The sequence below is a fragment of the Psychrobacter sp. KFRI-CH2-11 genome (assembly GCF_038239325.1).
GTDB classification, from domain to species: Bacteria; Pseudomonadota; Gammaproteobacteria; order Pseudomonadales; family Moraxellaceae; genus Psychrobacter; species Psychrobacter celer.
In genome coordinates this window covers 1366646-1384705 of sequence record NZ_CP151283.1, presented here as the reverse complement: position 1 = coordinate 1384705, position 18060 = coordinate 1366646, and the positions used below count along the sequence as shown (strand labels likewise).

General features: G+C 47.6%; 13 protein-coding genes and 1 riboswitch. Of the genes, 9 read left to right on the top strand and 4 right to left on the bottom strand.

Features of this window, described 5'->3' with window-relative positions; genetic code table 11:
* Window positions 1–27 precede the first annotated feature (27 nt).
* Window positions 28–139, top strand: a riboswitch (TPP riboswitch).
* Between the two features lie 122 nt (window positions 140–261).
* The 7 genes from tenA (at window position 262) to yfaE (ending at window position 7485) form a co-directional block, all read left to right on the top strand.
* The gene (gene tenA, locus AADH33_RS05790; RefSeq protein ID WP_348549855.1) at window positions 262–909 is read left to right on the top strand and encodes a thiaminase II; all 648 of its coding nucleotides are present in this window, start codon (window positions 262–264) and stop codon (window positions 907–909) included.
* A 126-nt stretch (window positions 910–1035) separates the two neighbouring features.
* A complete protein-coding gene (locus AADH33_RS05785; RefSeq protein WP_348549854.1) occupies window positions 1036–1734 on the top strand; it encodes a class I SAM-dependent DNA methyltransferase in 699 nt (232 codons plus the stop codon).
* Between the two features lie 81 nt (window positions 1735–1815).
* Entirely contained in the window at window positions 1816–2193 is a 378-nt protein-coding gene (locus tag AADH33_RS05780; RefSeq protein ID WP_083608647.1) for a YbeD family protein, read from the top strand.
* Between the two features lie 534 nt (window positions 2194–2727).
* On the top strand, window positions 2728–5004 hold the full coding sequence (nrdA, locus tag AADH33_RS05775) for a class 1a ribonucleoside-diphosphate reductase subunit alpha (RefSeq protein ID WP_348549853.1): 2277 nt from the start codon (window positions 2728–2730) through the stop codon (window positions 5002–5004).
* Between the two features lie 519 nt (window positions 5005–5523).
* Complete coding sequence (locus AADH33_RS05770) at window positions 5524–5883, top strand: hypothetical protein (protein WP_348549852.1); 360 nt, start codon at window positions 5524–5526, stop codon at window positions 5881–5883.
* Between the two features lie 52 nt (window positions 5884–5935).
* Window positions 5936–7069 carry a class Ia ribonucleoside-diphosphate reductase subunit beta gene (gene nrdB / locus AADH33_RS05765; RefSeq protein WP_100749464.1) on the top strand — a complete coding sequence of 378 codons (1134 nt, stop codon included), beginning with the start codon at window positions 5936–5938 and terminating at the stop codon, window positions 7067–7069.
* Between the two features lie 149 nt (window positions 7070–7218).
* Window positions 7219–7485, top strand: coding sequence for a class I ribonucleotide reductase maintenance protein YfaE (gene yfaE / locus AADH33_RS05760; RefSeq protein ID WP_348549851.1), 267 nt, complete (start codon window positions 7219–7221; stop codon window positions 7483–7485).
* Between the two features lie 90 nt (window positions 7486–7575).
* Here yfaE and AADH33_RS05755 read toward each other — a convergent pair whose 3' ends face one another.
* Window positions 7576–8880, bottom strand: coding sequence for a S1C family serine protease (locus tag AADH33_RS05755; protein WP_348549850.1), 1305 nt, complete (start codon window positions 8878–8880; stop codon window positions 7576–7578).
* A gap of 337 nt (window positions 8881–9217) precedes the next feature.
* Between AADH33_RS05755 and AADH33_RS05750 the strand changes: the two genes are divergently transcribed.
* A complete protein-coding gene (locus tag AADH33_RS05750; protein ID WP_348549849.1) occupies window positions 9218–10039 on the top strand; it encodes a Nif3-like dinuclear metal center hexameric protein in 822 nt (273 codons plus the stop codon).
* A 1011-nt stretch (window positions 10040–11050) separates the two neighbouring features.
* On the top strand, window positions 11051–12259 hold the full coding sequence (locus AADH33_RS05745; RefSeq protein ID WP_348549848.1) for a transglycosylase SLT domain-containing protein: 1209 nt from the start codon (window positions 11051–11053) through the stop codon (window positions 12257–12259).
* 76 nt (window positions 12260–12335) lie between these two features.
* Here the strand turns inward: AADH33_RS05745 and AADH33_RS05740 are convergent, their stop codons facing one another.
* The 3 genes from AADH33_RS05740 to AADH33_RS05730 form a co-directional block, all read right to left on the bottom strand.
* On the bottom strand, window positions 12336–15329 hold the full coding sequence (locus AADH33_RS05740; protein ID WP_348549847.1) for a LysM peptidoglycan-binding domain-containing protein: 2994 nt from the start codon (window positions 15327–15329) through the stop codon (window positions 12336–12338).
* Between the two features lie 273 nt (window positions 15330–15602).
* A complete protein-coding gene (locus AADH33_RS05735) occupies window positions 15603–16097 on the bottom strand; it encodes a hypothetical protein (protein ID WP_348549846.1) in 495 nt (164 codons plus the stop codon).
* Between the two features lie 400 nt (window positions 16098–16497).
* Window positions 16498–17778 carry a hemolysin family protein gene (locus AADH33_RS05730; protein WP_348549956.1) on the bottom strand — a complete coding sequence of 427 codons (1281 nt, stop codon included), beginning with the start codon at window positions 17776–17778 and terminating at the stop codon, window positions 16498–16500.
* Between the last annotated feature and the right edge of the window lie 282 nt (window positions 17779–18060).

Genomic DNA, 18060 nt, shown 5'->3' with positions numbered 1-18060 from the left:
CACTATTTTATCGTTATTATCAAAAAACAAACCTTGTCGGGGTGCTTTGATTTTTTGTCGTCAATCAAAATCATGGCTGAGAGTTACCCGCGAACCTGATGCAGTTAGCACTGACGTAGGAAACAAGCGTGCCGATATATAAGCCACATTGACGCCACAATTTGCCAATCTATATTATTTAGACTGGCGAATGAGTCATGTCTTTTCACCTATGCGCCCTACGCTTTGCTTACTGGTATTTTATAAAGGTAAGTAAAAACCATGAACTACCAAACACTACGTCATAACTGCCCCACGTGGGATGACTATATTCAGCATGACTTTGTCAAACAATTGGCCGCCGGCACCCTCGCCCCTGATAGCTTTCGTCATTACCTTGTCCAAGACTACCTATACTTAATTCACTATGCTCGCGTGATGGCGCTGAGCGTGTATAAGAGCGATACACTGGCACAAATGCGCGTCGGTCAAGCAGGACTAAACGCCATGCTCGATATGGAGATCGGCATGTATCTAGACTTTTGCCGTCTTTGGGACATCCCTTTGCACGAGGTCGAGCACGCGCCTGAATCTGCTATTACCATCGCCTACAGCCGCTATATATTAGACGCTGCCATGTCAGGCTCTTTGGCGGAGCTGTACGCCGCGATTGCGCCTTGTCTGATGGGTTACGGAGAGATTGGCAAGCGCATTAAACAAGCCGGATTTGTCGAGGGCAACCCTTATCAGCCTTGGATTGATGTCTTTTCTAGTGATGACTTTCAGGCCATTACCGCGCAAAACGAAGCACAAATCGATACGCTATTGGCAGGTGCCAGCCCAGCACAGGCCGATAAGTTCCAGCGCTTATTTGACACCGCCGCGCGGATGGAAGTCAGCTTTTGGCAGCAGGCGTTGGACTTATCTTAGACTGTATTTTTTATAGTATGATTCATCGACTTTAAATCAGCGATAGTTCTACTCGCATCGTATTTTATACATTCATTTTGTTTAAGATTGATAATAAAACAACAACCACCCTCAAGGAGAGACTTTATGGCAGCATTTGATGAACACGCCAGCGCATACGACAGCTGGTTTTTGGATAACCAAAACTTACTGGCCAGCGAACTAAAGCTGGTGGCGCACTTTTTGGATAAGGACAGCGAGATACTATCTATCGGCTGTGGTAGCGGTCTGTTTGAGATGCTACTGGCCAAGGATTATGACATCCCTATCAAACACGGCATCGAGCCGTCAACAGATATGGCAAAAATCGCTGAAAAACGCGGCTTGCAAGTAGATATCAGCCCTGCCGAAACCAGTGAGATTGCGCCCAACAAATTTGACATCATTATGTTTAATGGCAGTGTCAGCTATATCAGCGACTTGGACTTATGCATCAAAAAAGCCTTTGACGCGCTAAAGACTGGCGGCAAACTTATCCTCATTGACGTCCCAAAAGAAAGCGGCTTTGCCAGTCTTTACAATCTGGCCAGTGCAGTAGATAGCTGGGCGCATCCCCTGCTCGCGCACATCTCCCCTGCCAACCCCTATCCTATCGAGCTGGTCCGCTCTGCCAATTGGCGCACCTCTGATGAAAAAATCAAACTGATGCAGGCCAATGGCTTTACCGACTTGCAGTACGCGCAGACCCTACTAACCCACCCTATGTATGCCAATGACCAAGTGCAGGAAGTCATCGAAGGGTATGATCGTGGTGATTATGTGGCTATTTGTGGTTATAAAAAGTAGCTGTGGCCAGAGACACTTGAATAATACCAGCTGCGCCATCATAAACAGCACAATGTATTTTTATAACAGCGAGGCAACATTATGAGTGACGACCCAAAAGATAACGGCCAAAACCCGACTGCTCACCGAGCGGTCAATGTCACTGACCTAACCCCTAACGACGGTGTGCTAAAAGGCAAAAAAACCGATATCCAAAACCCAGAGCTGTGGGACTTTCCGATGAACTACCCGATGAGTATCATCGGTCATGAAGGCGAGCATGAGACCTTACTGAACGAGGTCAAGCTTATCCTCGGTAGTCAGTTCCCTGATTTTGATTTGGCCTCGATAGATGTCAAACCCTCAAAAACAGGCCGCTTTCACTCAGCACGCGTCAATCTGTATCTGACCGAAGCTGAGCAAGTAAACACGCTGTATGCTGCTCTTGATAGCGCCAAGACCGTCCGCATGGTGTTGTAGGGCTTTTTGTCACGATAAGCGCTGCTAACCGACGAGCTGATGGACTTTTAAAAAAACCAGTCCGTTTTTCGTCTAAATCGTCACTCATATGGGTGGCGATTTTTTATGGTCTGCTGTACAATCTGCATCCGCATCGTGCAGCTGCAAAACAAGGCTATAGATCAATTTTTTGGGCGGCAATAAAAAGTAAATGTCTACCACATTTTTACAAAAAAAATTATCCACGAGGCTATTCGCGCCTAACCCTTATGCCATCACCCTTTGCCAAAATTGGCGGCATCGGCAACCTCTTGGCAACATAGATTGCCACTAAAATCAATATAGCATTTTCAAAAATTTCCCGCTATATTGTGCCTACCTACTAACAAATACGCTATATGTAGTGCTCAGTGAATTTTTAATTTGCTACGAGTAGCGGTAGAGTTTTGCCTAAAAAAACACCCTACCACCAAAAGACAGCTATAGCGTCATAAAGCATGCCAGCGGGCTATTTCCGCTTCGCATCACAATAAGCAATCAACTTAAGAGGGCAACATGACACACATCGACAAGATCAAAGTGACCAAACGTGACGGACGATTAGAGCTTATTGATTTGGATAAAATTCATAAGGTAATCGAATGGGCTGCTCATGACTTGGATAATGTGTCTGTCTCACAAGTTGAGCTAAAGTCGCATATTCAGTTTTATGAAGGCATCAAAACCCGTGACATTCACGAAACCATCATCAAGTCTGCCGCAGATTTGATCTCTGAAGAGACGCCTGATTATCAGTATCTGGCCGCGCGCCTTGCTATCTTTCACTTACGTAAGATTGCGTATAACAAATTTACCCCGCCGCACCTATTTGATCATGTGACGACACTGACAGAGGCAGGCAAATACGATGAGCATATCCTAGCCGACTATAGCCGCGCAGAGTTTGACGAGTTAAACGAGTACCTCGACCACTGGCGCGATATGAATCTTGCCTATGCCGCGGTTGAGCAAATGGCAGGCAAATACCTCGTACAAGATCGCGTCACCAAACGCGTTTATGAAAGCCCGCAGTTTTTGTATATGCTGGTCGGTATGTGTCTGTTTGCCAACTATGATAAGGCCAGCCGCTTAAGCTATGTCAAACGCTTTTATGATGCGACCTCACAGTTTAAGATTTCCCTACCGACGCCTATCATGTCGGGTGTGCGCACGCCATCGCGTCAGTTTAGCTCGTGCGTCTTGATCGAATGCGGCGATAGCCTAGACTCTATCAACGCCACCACCAGCGCCATCGTGCGTTATGTGTCACAGCGCGCTGGTATCGGCATCAACGCTGGTCGTATCCGTGCCCTTGGCAGCCCTATTCGTGGCGGTGAAGCGCAGCATACTGGCTGTATTCCTTTTTATAAACTGTTTCAAACTGCGGTGAAGTGCTGCTCACAAGGCGGCGTTCGCGGCGGTGCTGCAACACTGTTTTACCCACTATGGCATCTAGAAGTTGAGTCGCTACTCGTCCTCAAAAACAACCGCGGCGTCGAAGACAACCGCGTCCGTCATATGGACTATGGCGTGCAAATCAACAAAACGCTATACACTCGCCTGATCAAAGGCCAAGACATCTCGCTGTTTTCGCCCTCGGATGTCCCAGGCTTGTATGATGCGTTTTTTGAAGATCAGGACAAATTTGAAGCGCTATACACCCAGTATGAGCAAGACCCAAGCATTCGTAGCCGCCAGATCCCAGCCTCTGAGCTGTTTAGCCTGATGATGCAAGAGCGCGCCAGCACTGGCCGTATCTATATCCAAAACGTCGATCATTGCAACACCCATAGCCCGTTTGACGCGACCGTCGCACCGATTCGCCAGTCAAACCTCTGTATGGAGATTGCCCTACCGACCAAACCACTTGACAATATCAATGACGAGACTGGCGAGATCGCCCTATGTACCCTATCGGCGGTCAACTTGGGTAAAGTCGAGAGCGTCAACGACATCGAAGAGCCAGCAGAGCTGATCGTCCGTGCACTAGATGCCCTACTCGACTATCAAGACTATCCAGTCAAAGCCGCTGAAAACGGCAGTATGCGTCGCCGTACCTTAGGTGTGGGCGTGATCAACTATGCGTACTACTTGGCCAAAAATGGCGTGCGCTACTCAGATGATTCGGCCTTGGGTCTGACGCATCAAACCTTTGAAGCGCTACAGTACTATCTGCTCAAAGCCTCAAACAAATTGGCCAAAGAGCAAGGTGCTTGCCCTGCCTTTAACGAGACCACGTACTCGCAAGGTATCTTGCCGATTGATACCTACAAAAAAGACTTGGATAAAATCTGTCAAGAGCCGCTACATCTCGATTGGGAAGCGCTACGTAAGGAAATCACCGAGCATGGCCTGCGCAACTCTACGCTAACCGCCTTGATGCCGTCTGAGACCTCAAGTCAGATCGCCAATGCCACCAACGGTATCGAGCCACCACGTGGTCTGGTGTCTATCAAAGCGTCAAAAGACGGTATCCTCAAGCAAGTGGTGCCTGAGATTGACAAGCTAAAAGGTCAATACGAGCTACTATGGCAAATGCCAAACAATGATGGCTATATCAAGCTGGTCGCTATCATGCAAAAGTTCGTCGATCAAAGTATCTCGGCCAACACCAACTACGATCCGGCGCGCTTTGATGGTCAGCGTGTACCAATGAAGGTACTACTCAAAGACTTGCTCAATGCGTATAAGCTTGGCGTAAAAACCTTGTATTACCATAACACTCGTGATGGTGCCAACGATGCGCAAGCAGATATGGAAGATGATTGTGCTGGCGGGGCTTGTAAGATTTAAAGGTTATTAACTCTCGATTTTTAATGTCTGCTTTTAATTATCAGGCATTAAAAATGGCATAGAAGATTAATCGACTATGCCATTTGGGGATAGAAAATACGTCAATATTTTTATCCGGGAGTTAAGGCTATTGACTTTCACAAGTGATATGTGCTAGCAATACGCTTTCCAAAGCTGACCTGTATTGTAGTAGAAGATATATCTCTTGTCCAAATAAAATCGTGAAGTAATAGTCACCATTTTATGAGGACAACATTATGAACTTTTTTACAAAGTTCAGTCTTGAGCTTTTACTCATCCTAGTCGATTTTCTTCTAAATTCAGAATTGGCTCCGATATGCTCAACACTGCTTAGCTTTTTACTTTAACTAGTTGATAAATACGATACTCGACGAAGACTGCCAAAAGGTGGTCTTCGTCACCCAGAGACAGACTGTAGAGTGCGCCCAGCGCACCAATAAAAAAAGATATACTCAAACAACAGACTGCTATAAGCAACAAAAGACAGAGGTCATAAACATGGAATATACCGCAATCATCAAAGACGGTGGGCTTTTTATCCCAAACGTGTTTTCTGACCTAAACGATGGTAGCTCACATATCGTACAAGTAGACGTCGACATCGCCGAGGTACGACAGCAGCTAAGCGAGCACGCCGGCACAATCGAAACCAAAACGCCCAAAAAACCTGCCAAAAGAGCCAATAAAAAGGCTGAGCAAAAACCGCCAAAAAGCACCGATGACGACGGCATAAGTACCCGACGCAAAAGCGCAATCGACGAGCTAGACGCCCTAGACGATGCAGAGCTAAGCGAGATATTCAAAGCCTATATGAATGACGGACAAACCCCAGAACAAATATCGCTAGAAAACTTATAAAACAATCAACTCCGTATAAACCAACAACCGTATTACTGATAAAGGTAGAACAATGACGTACTCGATTTTTTCTCAAACGCCAAACAATGCGCTAACAGAGCCGATGTTTTTTGGTCAGCCAGTCAACGTGGCGCGTTATGACCAGCAAAAGCACCCAATCTTTGAGCAATTGATCGAAAAACAACTGTCGTTTTTTTGGCGTCCAGAGGAAGTCGATGTGTCACGCGACCGTATCGACTTTAGCAACCTCTCCTCGCACGAGCAGCATATATTTTTGAGCAATCTCAAGTATCAAACCCTACTCGACTCTATCCAAGGCCGTAGCCCAAACGTGGTGCTACTCCCGCTGGTGTCTATCCCTGAGCTGGAGACTTGGATCGAGACGTGGTCGTTCTCCGAGACCATTCACTCGCGCAGCTATACCCATATCATCCGCAACATCGTCAATGACCCTGGCGTTATCTTTGACGATATCATGCAAAACGAGCATATCTTGCAGCGCGCCTCTGATATTGCGCAGTATTATGACGATCTGTACCGCAGCTCGCAGCTGTATAGCCTATACGGTGCCGGTACGCACAATATCAATGGCGAGCAAATCACCGTCGATCTAAAGTCACTCAAAAAACAGATGTATCTGTGCATCATGGCGGTCAACGTCCTAGAAGCCATTCGTTTTTATGTGTCATTTGCCTGCTCGTTTGCCTTCGCCGAGCGCAAATTGATGGAAGGCAACGCCAAGATCATCAAACTGATCGCGCGTGATGAGGCGCTGCATTTGACGGGCACTCAGCACATGATCAATCTGATGCGTAATGGCCGTGACGATCCTGAGATGGTCGAGATTGCTGAAGCCTGTTATGAGGAAAGTATCGAGATTTTCCGGAAGGCTGCCGAGCAAGAAAAACAATGGGCAGGTTATCTGTTTAAAGATGGCTCGATGATCGGTCTAAACAAAGACATTCTTTGTCAGTATATCGAATACATCACCAACCTACGCATGGAAGCGGTCGGCTTGCCAGCGGCGTTCCCAAATTCAAAATCCAACCCTATCCCATGGATTAATACGTGGCTGTCGTCTGACAACGTACAAGTGGCACCGCAAGAGACAGAGATTAGCTCATACTTGGTCGGTCAGATCGACTCTGACCTATCAGACAGCGACTTTGATGACTTTGAGCTATAGCTGCTGGTTTTGTCGCTTTCTATAAGACGACTATATCAGCGATGTTTATTAAACGCAGATGGGCGCCTCGTGCGCCCTATACAGATAAGGTAACGCTAAAAAGACATTTAAAGAGACTGGCGCACGATCACCAGTGAATAGGATTTATAATGACTTGGGTAAAGACCAGTAAAAAACGGTTTTATCTGCATGATGATGAAAGCCTACTCGATGGCCTGCTACGCACCGGGCACGATATCAGCTATCAGTGCCGTGAGGGCTACTGCGGTAGCTGCCGCGTCAAGCGTATCTCAAGCTCACACAGCGTCGACTATCCATTTGAGCCGCTGGCGATGATAGATGAAGACGAGATCCTACCTTGCTGCTGTCGTGTGCAAGGGATCATTCATATCAATCATGAGCCCGTGATTAAATAAAAACGGCTCACCTTCAAACCAGCAGCCAAAAAAAGCGCGCTACCTTTTGAGGCAGCGCGCTTTTTTGTGGCAGTTACCAACCTCTATACCCTACTCAAACAGCTTGAGTAGCTCCTCACGCATACGATCACGCTCTGCCTCTGACATCATCGGTACCTCTTCATCTGGTAAGTGTGGCTGACCGGTACCGCCAAGCGTTTCGTCATGAATGATGACGGGACGCGGGGTTGGCTCTTGTACCGGACGCTCCTCTAATACGATTTTTACCTGTGCGTTTTTGCCTTGGCGTAGTATCTGGGCATTGAGCTCAGTATTGGGCGGCTTACGGGCCACATACTGAATCAAGGTATTGGCATCGGTCATCTCGACCCCGTCGATGGTCAAGATAATATCGCCCACTCGTAGGCCACTTTTGGCCGCAGGACCTTGGTCAATGACGTTTAATACTTCTACACCGGTCGAGGTCTCAAGCTGCGTAGGATCACGAAGCTGTGACTGAATCTCAATACCTAGCCAGCCACGACTGACCTTGCCATCTTTGATTAAGGCATTCATCACCTGCTCGACAAGGGCGGTCGGAATAGCAAAGCCGATGCCCATCGAGCCGCCAGAGCGGGAGAATATCACGGTATTGATACCGACCAGCTCGCCATGCGCATCGACGAGCGCGCCGCCTGAGTTACCCGGATTGATCGCCGCATCGGTCTGAATAAAGTCTTCAAACTTATTGACCCCCAGACCAGTACGCCCAGTGGCGGAGATGATCCCTTGCGTCACCGTTTGGCCGACACCGAACGGGTTGCCAATGGCCAAGGCCAAATCGCCGACACGGATAGGATCCTCGCGAAAACCAAGCGGCGTCAGACCGGTCATATCGACTTTGATCACCGCCAAATCACTATCAGGATCGGTACCGATGATCTTGGCGCGGCTCTTGCGTCCATCATTAAACGCGACGGTGATTTCATCGGCTTTTTCGATGACATGGGCGTTGGTCACGATATAGCCGTCTTCTGAGACAATCACCCCAGAGCCTAAGTTGGTAGAGCCTTGATCCTGCGATGGCCCGCCATGAAACTCAAAAAAACGGCGCAAAACAGGGTCATTCATGTATGGATGCTCGGCCATGGTCTGCGTGGTATAGATATTGACGACCGACTGTGACGCGCGGGCAACGGCATTATGATAAGAGGAAATCGGTGCAGGCGTATCAGCGACAGGGGTCGATGCTTGCTGCTCAACAGGTGGCGTCCTCGGTGGCTCCCACGTCGCCTCTGACGTCGTTTTCATACTCATGAACAACCAGATAAACGCTGCCAATACTAGCAGCAATAAGATCCAAGGAAGCCACTTTAATACAGACGCCTTGTTATTGGTGTTCGGGGATGGCGACATATAAAAACCTCTATAATTTTGATGCACACAAACAATAAAAAAAACAATGATAAATAAGACAGAGACAAATCGCAGGCCAGTTACTACTGGCCTACTGTGAGCAATAGCATAACAAACATCAGCAGCAAAACGCTATCGCTCAAGTGGTCTTGGGTATCGTCAGTTCTAAAGCTGACCCACCCTAGGCAAATTATAACTGCCCATTCTACCGAATAGTAACGCATCGTGTACCATTTCAGTTATTGGCCTTGTCTACTCTTTGGCACCGTCATGCTAAAATGCAGATTATTTGCCTCACTGGCCAATTAAATAACGCAAATAACGACAAGGAACCACCATGACCCCGCACTCTGCCGATACGACGATTACTGCCCAAGCGCTGACTGAGTTTTGTGACGACTATCTGTCTGCCAGCGCATTTAAAGACTATGCGCCAAATGGCCTACAAGTCGATGGCGGCCGGCCTATCAGACGCATCGTGACTGGGGTGACGGCTTGCGAGGCACTCATCGATGCTGCCATCGCCGAGGACGCCGATGCTATTATGGTCCATCATGGATATTTTTGGAAAGGCGAACCGATGACCATCACTGGCATGAAAGGCCAGCGTATTCGTAAATTGATGCAACACGGAATCTCGCTGATTGGCTATCACTTGCCGCTCGATGCTCATCCAAAAATCGGTAACAATGCCAAGCTTGCCGAGATGTTAGGGCTGACCATCACAGAGGCGCTATACCCTCATGAGTCACACCCCATTGGCAATATCGCCACGTGCCCGCCGCAAAGCGCCGAAAGCCTGACTCAGACCATCACGCAAGCTCTAGGACGCATACCACTACATATCTCAGGTCATTATCAGTATTTGGCAGATGAAGCCGCAGATACAGCAGCAGCCCCAAAACTGTTAAAACGTATCGGCATCTGTACTGGCGGCGCGCAAGATATGATCGAGCAAGCCGCAGCCATGGGCTGTGATGCCTATATTTCAGGCGAGATATCAGAGCGCACGACCCATAGCGCCCGTGAGCTTGGGATTGATTACTTTGCATGTGGCCATCACGCAACAGAGCGTGCAGGAATTCAAGCACTCGGAGACATCATCGCTCAACAATTTGGTCTGTCTGTGCGCTTTATCGATATCGATAACCCCGCTTAGATTCGGCGTCAACCCAGCACAAGTAAAGCTTAACACCAAGACTCTTGGTTTAAAATATTGAGAGCTCGATAAGTCATTGATGGTTATCTGATGACTATCTGATGATTAATCTTAGTCGTTTTTTGGCTTTATATTTCATAATACAGCCGAATTTGACCGTTTATAAGCAAATTGTTAAGTTTTATCGCTAATTTCTTAACTCTACTTGAATAATAAAACCAGTAACCGCATATTACTACCTGTAACAAAGAACGTTTTGTCATGAAACTTCCCATTATTACAGCTTCCGGTTATGGCACTAAGATAGATAACAAATAGATAATAGACAGCCATTTAGCGTTACTATTTATCTATGGCTTAAGTTTTGCGAGATTTACGCATGGCTTATTCTCTTCTACAGTGAGAAGGCGCGCGGCTTTAGCGGCGTATTACTACCTTAGTGTTGCGATGGTGGTTTGATGTTTTTTGTCAGTCGGTGTTATGACTGGATAAAAACGAATAACCCTATATCGCTGAACAGCAAATATGATCGGCGGTTTACTCTACCCTAAACGATATAAAGAGTAAGCCGCTGCTGATATTAGCGTAGTGCATTGACCTTGTCATTGAGACGCATGGTTTGGCGCCACATTGATATAGGTATCTACGTGCTTGCTTCAATAATTTAATCATGACCTTACCTGTGTTTGTTAGAGAGTCGTTACGTTCAGTCTTATCTATTGTCGATGAAGGAATCATCTGATTTATCGCCTTCTGGGGTTTTTGCGTCTGTTTTTTGCAGGCATGGCTTTTTTGATAAGCTTTTTTTGACAATAGATACTTGACTGTGACAGCGCTGCACGTGTTTATAGAAAACTCACACGCGGCACGACTTTTTAATAAACAAACTGAGCGCACACGACAGTTATTTAACCGTGTCCCTCAGTTGAAATGCAACCTCGGTATATGTGCTATTGGCATACACAAGTGAGCATTTACGGTAAGTAGGATGGCTAAAATCAGGAGACATCCATGCAGCGTATTACTTATCGTGTGAAAGTATCAGCGCAAGGGGCCAAACGCCGTATTTCTTATCTGCTGCGTCCATCTAAGCGCCTACCAAACACCAAAAGTAACATCGTTTCATCCGTTACCCCTACTACTTCAAATCGGTTTGCCAAGACCAAAAAACTGGCGCAAGTGTCTAGTATCGCCCTGCTCTCGCTACCTGCTGAGAGCCTAACGACGATGCAGGCGAGCGTACCGGCCTATGACCATGTCATGCTAGACAATACCTTGACCGTCGCTGCTGTCCCAGGCAATAGCACGTATTTTGCGACCGATGGGTTTCAGCATGGTTTTGGGTTTGACTTGGTACGTACTTATGCTGACGAGCTCGGTGTCGATATCGATTTAAAAGCCTACGCCAGCGAAGAAGCAGCCTTACATGCTCTAAAATCTGGTGAGGCGGACATGGCATTGACCACCGCCAGTACTCAACTAAAAAGCCAGCTAAATTTGTCCTCTATCAACGTCAGCTGCGGCTATGATGCCAGTTTGACCAAAAACGGCCTGCATCCAAAGGTCAGCTGGTCGTTTAATGCTCCTGATGATCCATTGTCACAAAAAGCCAGTTATTTTTTGTGCGATAGTATTAAGCTGAAAAACACCCAAAAGCTGGCCGCGTTTTATAATCAAACCCTACTAAAAGACGCCTATAGTCAAGATCACTTTAAAAAAACACTGACAGAGAGGCTGCCTGATTATCAGTCGTCTTTTGAAGAGCAAGCACGTAACTACAATCATGATTGGGAGTTATTGGTTGCGATGGGCTATCAAGAGTCACATCTGGATGCCAATGCGGTCTCGCCCACCGGCGTACGCGGCCTGATGATGCTCACCAACAATACTGCCAAAGCGATGGGCGTATCAGATCGTGTGGATCCGTATCAAAGCATCGGCGGCGGCGCGCGTTATTTAGAACAAATGAAAGATGAGTTTGCTGATGTGCCAAAGTCTGATCGAATTTGGTTTGCACTAGCAGGATACAATATGGGTCCAAATGCGGTCAAAAGCATCCAGCGTAAACTGCGCGCGCAAGGCATTGATGATAAGAGCTGGGCCAACGTCTATGCCTATCTCGCAGAACACAGAGCCTCCAACAGCCGCTATGGTCAAGCGATGCACTATGTCAGCAATATCAGAAGCTATCTTGAAACCATTAAAACACAAACTGTCTAATGACATGACACTCATCACACAAAAAAGCGGCTCTTATGATAAGAGCCGCTTTTTTATGTGATGACTATATACGCTATTAACGATTGGGCACCGTCAGACGCTGACCACGCTGTAGCATGGTATCGGCCGCGATATTATTCATATCTGCCAACTCTTGGGTCGACACTCCGTATTTACGCGCCAGCCCGATAAGACTATCTCCTGAGCCCACAGTATAGCTGACGGTTGCTTTTGGTACTTTTAGCGTCTGTCCGCGTTGCAGCTGGGCATTGGTTGCCAAATCATTGGTCGCCGCCAGATCTTCTACCGACACACCAAACTCTCTGGCAAGCGCAATCAGGCCATCGCCTGACTTGACCTTGTAGCTTTCGGTATTGCCCAGCTTTTTGCCGCTGCTGACTGTACTGGTTGTGGTATTGCTCGTCGCATTGCTGCTTTGGCTGCTGGCACGAGAGACCACTGGGCTACCGCTAGCAGGAATCGTAATGGTACGGCCTAGTATCAAGTTTGAGTTGGTCTTTAGGTTATTGGCGGCAGCCAAGTCACTCAGACCGATATTATAGCGTCTTGCCACGCCCGTTAGGGTATCACCGGATTTGACCTTATAACTAACCGCTTTATCATTTAGCTGACGATCGACGATATCTTTGGGCGCAGGCACTTTAATCGTTTGACCACGTTGCAGGCGAGCTTTGGCATCAAAGTTACTGTTTACCGCTGCCAGCTCTGCTGGACTGACGCCGATACTGTTGGCAATACCAATTAAAGTCTCACCTGATTTTACCTTGTAACTGGTGGTTGCCACTGAGCTTGCACTACTCTGCGCTCTACTGCTGCTAGTACGAGAGGCCGCGTCTATGTCTGCGCTGGCAGGTACTTTTAGGGTTTGCCCGACATATAGAGAGTCTGTGCTGCTAAGGCCATTAAGGCTGGCCAAAGTAGCGGTTGGCACATTGAACTGACGCGCCAAAGCGATCAAGCCATCCCCTGCTTTTACTCGGTAGCTCTGGGTCGCCGTGGCAGATTTACTGGGTTTGGATGATGGCGCGGCAGGTGTCGTTGCAGGTGCAGTGACTTTGCCAGGTACCAGCCATAGCTTTTGACCTCTGAGTAAATCCGCGCGACTACTTAGGTTGTTATAACTGGCCAACTGCGTGACCGATAGACCAAAGCGGTTGGCCGTACCGATCAGCGTATCGCCCCCTTGTACCACATAGCTTTCTGGCTGGTTGGCCGCTGTGCTGCTCGCACTGCTCAGAGGCTTGATGGGCTTGGCATTGTATAGATACAAGGTGCTGCCAGACAGCAGCTTGGCGCTGGCATCTATTTGGTTCCATTCGGCGATATCGCGCCAGCTCACGCCAGCTCGACTGGCAATATTAGACAGCGTATCACCACGTTTTACCGTATAGGTGCTACGCGTGCCTTGTGGCTTGGGCTTGCTGACTGGCGTTTTTGCAAAGCTCAGTTTTTTTTCATCGCCTGTCGCCTCCAAGATAGACTGCTGCGTCTGCACCGCTGACAAGTTGATGTTGCCATCGGCGTTGATGACATTAGTCTCAGGCGTGCTGCTGCGAATCTGCTTGGCAATAAAATCACGTTCTTCTTTGCTCAAAGGCGGCTCTTGAACGATGGTATTGTTTTGAGTGATTTTTGCAGACGTGGTCGGTAGGCTGTTGCTGCTTTTTAGCTCAGCATTGATTTTATTGGTCTCGGCGGTGGTCAACGGCGGCTCAGTATGTACGGCGGCGTTGTTGCTATAGACCGAGCTGCTCGTCTGTGTCGTTGTGGGCGAGATATAGCTCGTCGTCTGCTGCGGCACACTGGCATTAGCGGCATAGTCTGCCAATGCGCTGCCAGTAGATGGCAAAGCCGAGCTGGTATAAGGTTTACTATTATAGCTTGGTGAGCTTGAGCTGCTAGTGGTGGTGCTGTTATTACTGGCAGTCAACACATTACCCATGCCATTACCACGTAGCGAGCTGAGCTTGGCGTCCAGGTTGAGGCTCACATCATTAGGGATAATCACCCGCTGCGGGCCTGAGGCATCGACACGCCCTGAGGTGAGCGCGGTATTGAGTCTTTCGAGCTCATCATAACTGACGCCTGTGATTTGTGATACTTCCGATAAACTGACACCATAATTGACGGGCACACTGCGAAAATGCTGACGGTTGGCGATAGCTGGTAGATAGACACCGTACTGCTCAGGCTTGGCAACGATTTCGGCCACTGCCAAAAAGCGTGGCACATAGTTCATGGTTTCGGTAGGCAGTCTAAGTGACCAGTAATCCGTGGGCAGACCACGAGCCGCATTAGCATCGATGGCTTTTTGCACACGACCGGGCCCTGCATTATAAGCGGCTAACGCCAGCTCCCAACTACCAAACTGGTTGTGCAATGCTGTCAAAAAGTCATAGGCGGCGCGCGTCGACTCGATGACGTCACGGCGACCATCATAAGTGCTGCTTTGATTTAACCCATAAATACGGCCCGTACTAGGGATAAACTGCCATAAGCCTGCCGCTGCGGCACTACTAGTCCCACTTGGGTCATAAGAGCTTTCGATCACAGGCAATAGCGCCAGCTCGGTTGGGATATTACGGCGCTCTGCTTCTCGCACTGTGTGATAAATATAACGACTGGCACGCGCAGTCAAACGGTTTAGATACTCTTGTCGACTGGTAAACCAGCTTTTTTGTGCTTCGATACGCTGGTTATAAATTGGCTGTCCGCCGTTCATACGGTAGCCGGCACGCAAACGATTCCACAAATCACCGTATTGCTGAATGGCAAGTTTGTTGCCTTCTACCATGGTCATGTCTGTCGCTTCTAACAAATCCGCTAACTCATCTAAGCTTTCAGCATCAAGATAAGCGGTAGAGTAATCCGTGGTGGCAGATTTTGCTGCTTGCTTACCAGCACGCTTGGCAACCGTCGCCGAGGTGTTGGTCGCGCCTTTGTTTTTTACCGGCGAGGTATTGCTACAAGCACTGATGAGTAACGTCGATACCGCAAGCGTCAATGGTAACGCAATAAATGAGCGAGAGTTTGAGAGCACAGTAGACATGATATTGGAGGTTTCCTAACGACAAGAAGTAATGAGATAAGTTGCTTGATAGTATAGTCTGCAATGTAAAGCAAAGACCAGTCTGATGTAAAGACCTTAAGCAAAAATTACGGCCGCTCTTTTTTGTGACTTTTATGAATATAAGCATAGATATATAAACAAAACCTTATAAGAAATATTTATATATCATGGATGAGCTGTATTTATTCACCATCTTAATGCTCGATGGTCTTAACTAGCTACTCTTAATCAGATACTATTAATGAAATACTCTTAATTAATAGTCACTTGTGAGACCGCACGCAATAAGACAGCATTGCCCGTCGAGAGCGTCAAGGTCACCCGCGAGGTGGTGACAAACGAGACCTTCTGACCATCTTTTACCCAGCTTTCATTGGTGGTCATATTGGCTTTGGCCTGTCCACCTGTGATGACGATGTTATCGACTGAGATGTCGTAGCGATAATTGGAGGTGTCGTTCCAGCTGTTTTGCAGCAGTTTTAGATAAGCTTCTTTGTCCAGACTGGTTGATTTTCCTTTTCTAGATAAAGAAATCAGCGCATCATCAGAGACCAAACGTGCAACTTGGTTGATGTTTTGGCTGTTCGCTGATGATTTCATGGCAGCGGCGTAGTTTTTTACCAATGCTTCTGTCATGGTCGCCGCCTGCGCATTGATCGTGATGGTGCTTGCAGCAGCAACGACAGCGGCCACACTGGCACTTTTTATCATCAGAGCCAAAAGCCCGTTTCCCCATACTCGTTTCATGATAATCCTTAGCGATATTATCGGCGTTATGGTCATACATTTTCTATTTATCATACATTTTATATTTATCTATGTATTGATGTAGAGACCACAAGCGCACTTATCGTTTGACTAAATAGGCCACCTATACTGAGTATAGGTACTGACGCCTTAATATTGACTTTACGAACCATTTTGGTAATTTTTTTAATCCAAACACGGCAGACTCGTATCATAGTGTGAGACTATCATTCAATTCTCACAGCCATGTGACACCCTGTGTAATTATTGCGAATATCTATAACGATAGACTATCTTGAAGTCTACAGTCATATCAAGCCTTACTGATTATCACAATAAGACTTGATAACGATGGAGACTCAGAGCAGCGCGGCGGCAGCGTAATCAGTCACGCTTAGCGTTATGACTTGGTTTCTGAGCCATTGTCTTCAGGCTGTTCATCATCGCTGAGCTTCATACCGAGGCGCTCTACGCGTCTGTCCATCATTTGCCGTGCCAGCGCTTGCATGTCCTCGACGCGGTCTATCTCATCGACAATCTCCAGCCCGAGCAAGGTTTCAAACACATCTTCCAACGTCACCAAGCCTTTGACTTCCCCATACTCACCCACAGTAATGGCAATGTGGACACGGTTTTTTAGCATCAGCTCTAGCAAGTCAAACAGCTTCATCTTTGAGAATACAAAGGTAATCTCTCGTTTAAACTGGGTCAACGGTTTGTGCATGGCGTGGTTGACTTTGGCCAGCAGCATATCTGTTTTTAGCACAAAACCGGTAATATTGTCCAAATCACCATCATAAATCGGCAAACGCGAAAACGTCAGCTTAGGGCGATCCACCAGCAGCTCAGCCACGGTTTTATTTTCTTCAAAAGCGAGCATCACTGAGCGCGGCGTCATGATATCCTCAACCTTGATAGCGCCAAAGGCCAGCAAGTTACGGATAATGCGCGACTCTAGCGGGTCTATCTGACCTGACTCCTCACCGATACTGGCCAAAGCAGCAAACTCACGGCGGCTAAAGGTTTGCGGCTCTTTGCCGCGCACTAGTAGCTTGGTGAGGCGCTCTGATATCCAAATCAGTGGATACAGCAGTAAGATAATACCGCGGACAAAATAAGCAACCAGACCGCTAAGCTGACGCCAGTACAGCGTGCCCAAAGTCTTAGGAATGATTTCAGACAAAAATAAAATCGCTAGCGTCATAATCGCCGAAAACAGTCCAAACCAAGCACTACCAAAGACGATAGTCGCTTGGGCACCAGCGCCGATAGAGCCAAGCGTGTGCGCCACTGTGTTTAATGTCAAAATAGCGGCCAGCGACTGATCGATATTGTCAACTTTTAGGCTTTTAAGCATTTCCGCTTTTTTGGGGTTGCTTTCTTGTACGTCCGCGATAAACGACGGCGTCATACTCAGCAAAACAGACTCGGCTAACGAACATGCAAAAGACACGCCGATGGCCAGTACGACAAAAAATATCAGCAGCATCACACTCAGCGCTGTTGGAGCAGCCGCCGCATCAGCCGCCCAAGCCAGCTGCGGTAGTAGCAAGACGGCAGGCAACGGCAGCACCGCGAGTAACGGCCGACCAAAACGAGCAGGACGACACATCTTTGGGGGAGGTTCTGCTGACTCATCTTGACGACAAGCCCTCGGACGATTTAAACGAGGTACAAACATAAAAGAGGTGGACAAGTTAGGTAACCTAAACAGAAAAGAAGAAAAAAGATAATATCATGAGTACGCGCCGCCGAGCATCTACCGCATAAAAGCTGGTTAATGCTCGATAAACAGGCACTCATCGATGCCCACCACCTTGCCTGACAGCTTGTCTTATAAGCAGTTAATAGCCCAGTCAGTCAACAACCAACATCTGGCTACTGTGCGTGACATTTTATAAGGACAGCTTACCAGCCCTACCCTCTAGGTATCGTGTGGCGGCAATTATTGCCATTTGATAGT

What these genes read in the sequence shown, in the direction of transcription:
- AADH33_RS05785 (WP_348549854.1), top strand. Translation starts at nt 1,036, where the DNA reads ATGGCAGCATTTGATGAACACGCCAGCGCATACGACAGCTGGTTTTTG.
- AADH33_RS05755 (WP_348549850.1), bottom strand. Translation starts at nt 8,880, where the DNA reads ATGTCGCCATCCCCGAACACCAATAACAAGGCGTCTGTATTAAAGTGG.
- AADH33_RS05770 (WP_348549852.1), top strand. Translation starts at nt 5,524, where the DNA reads ATGGAATATACCGCAATCATCAAAGACGGTGGGCTTTTTATCCCAAAC.
- AADH33_RS05730 (WP_348549956.1), bottom strand. Translation starts at nt 17,778, where the DNA reads ATGTTTGTACCTCGTTTAAATCGTCCGAGGGCTTGTCGTCAAGATGAG.
- AADH33_RS05735 (WP_348549846.1), bottom strand. Translation starts at nt 16,097, where the DNA reads ATGAAACGAGTATGGGGAAACGGGCTTTTGGCTCTGATGATAAAAAGT.
- AADH33_RS05780 (WP_083608647.1), top strand. Translation starts at nt 1,816, where the DNA reads ATGAGTGACGACCCAAAAGATAACGGCCAAAACCCGACTGCTCACCGA.
- AADH33_RS05745 (WP_348549848.1), top strand. Translation starts at nt 11,051, where the DNA reads ATGCAGCGTATTACTTATCGTGTGAAAGTATCAGCGCAAGGGGCCAAA.
- nrdB (WP_100749464.1), top strand. Translation starts at nt 5,936, where the DNA reads ATGACGTACTCGATTTTTTCTCAAACGCCAAACAATGCGCTAACAGAG.
- nrdA (WP_348549853.1), top strand. Translation starts at nt 2,728, where the DNA reads ATGACACACATCGACAAGATCAAAGTGACCAAACGTGACGGACGATTA.
- AADH33_RS05750 (WP_348549849.1), top strand. Translation starts at nt 9,218, where the DNA reads ATGACCCCGCACTCTGCCGATACGACGATTACTGCCCAAGCGCTGACT.
- yfaE (WP_348549851.1), top strand. Translation starts at nt 7,219, where the DNA reads ATGACTTGGGTAAAGACCAGTAAAAAACGGTTTTATCTGCATGATGAT.
- AADH33_RS05740 (WP_348549847.1), bottom strand. Translation starts at nt 15,329, where the DNA reads ATGTCTACTGTGCTCTCAAACTCTCGCTCATTTATTGCGTTACCATTG.
- tenA (WP_348549855.1), top strand. Translation starts at nt 262, where the DNA reads ATGAACTACCAAACACTACGTCATAACTGCCCCACGTGGGATGACTAT.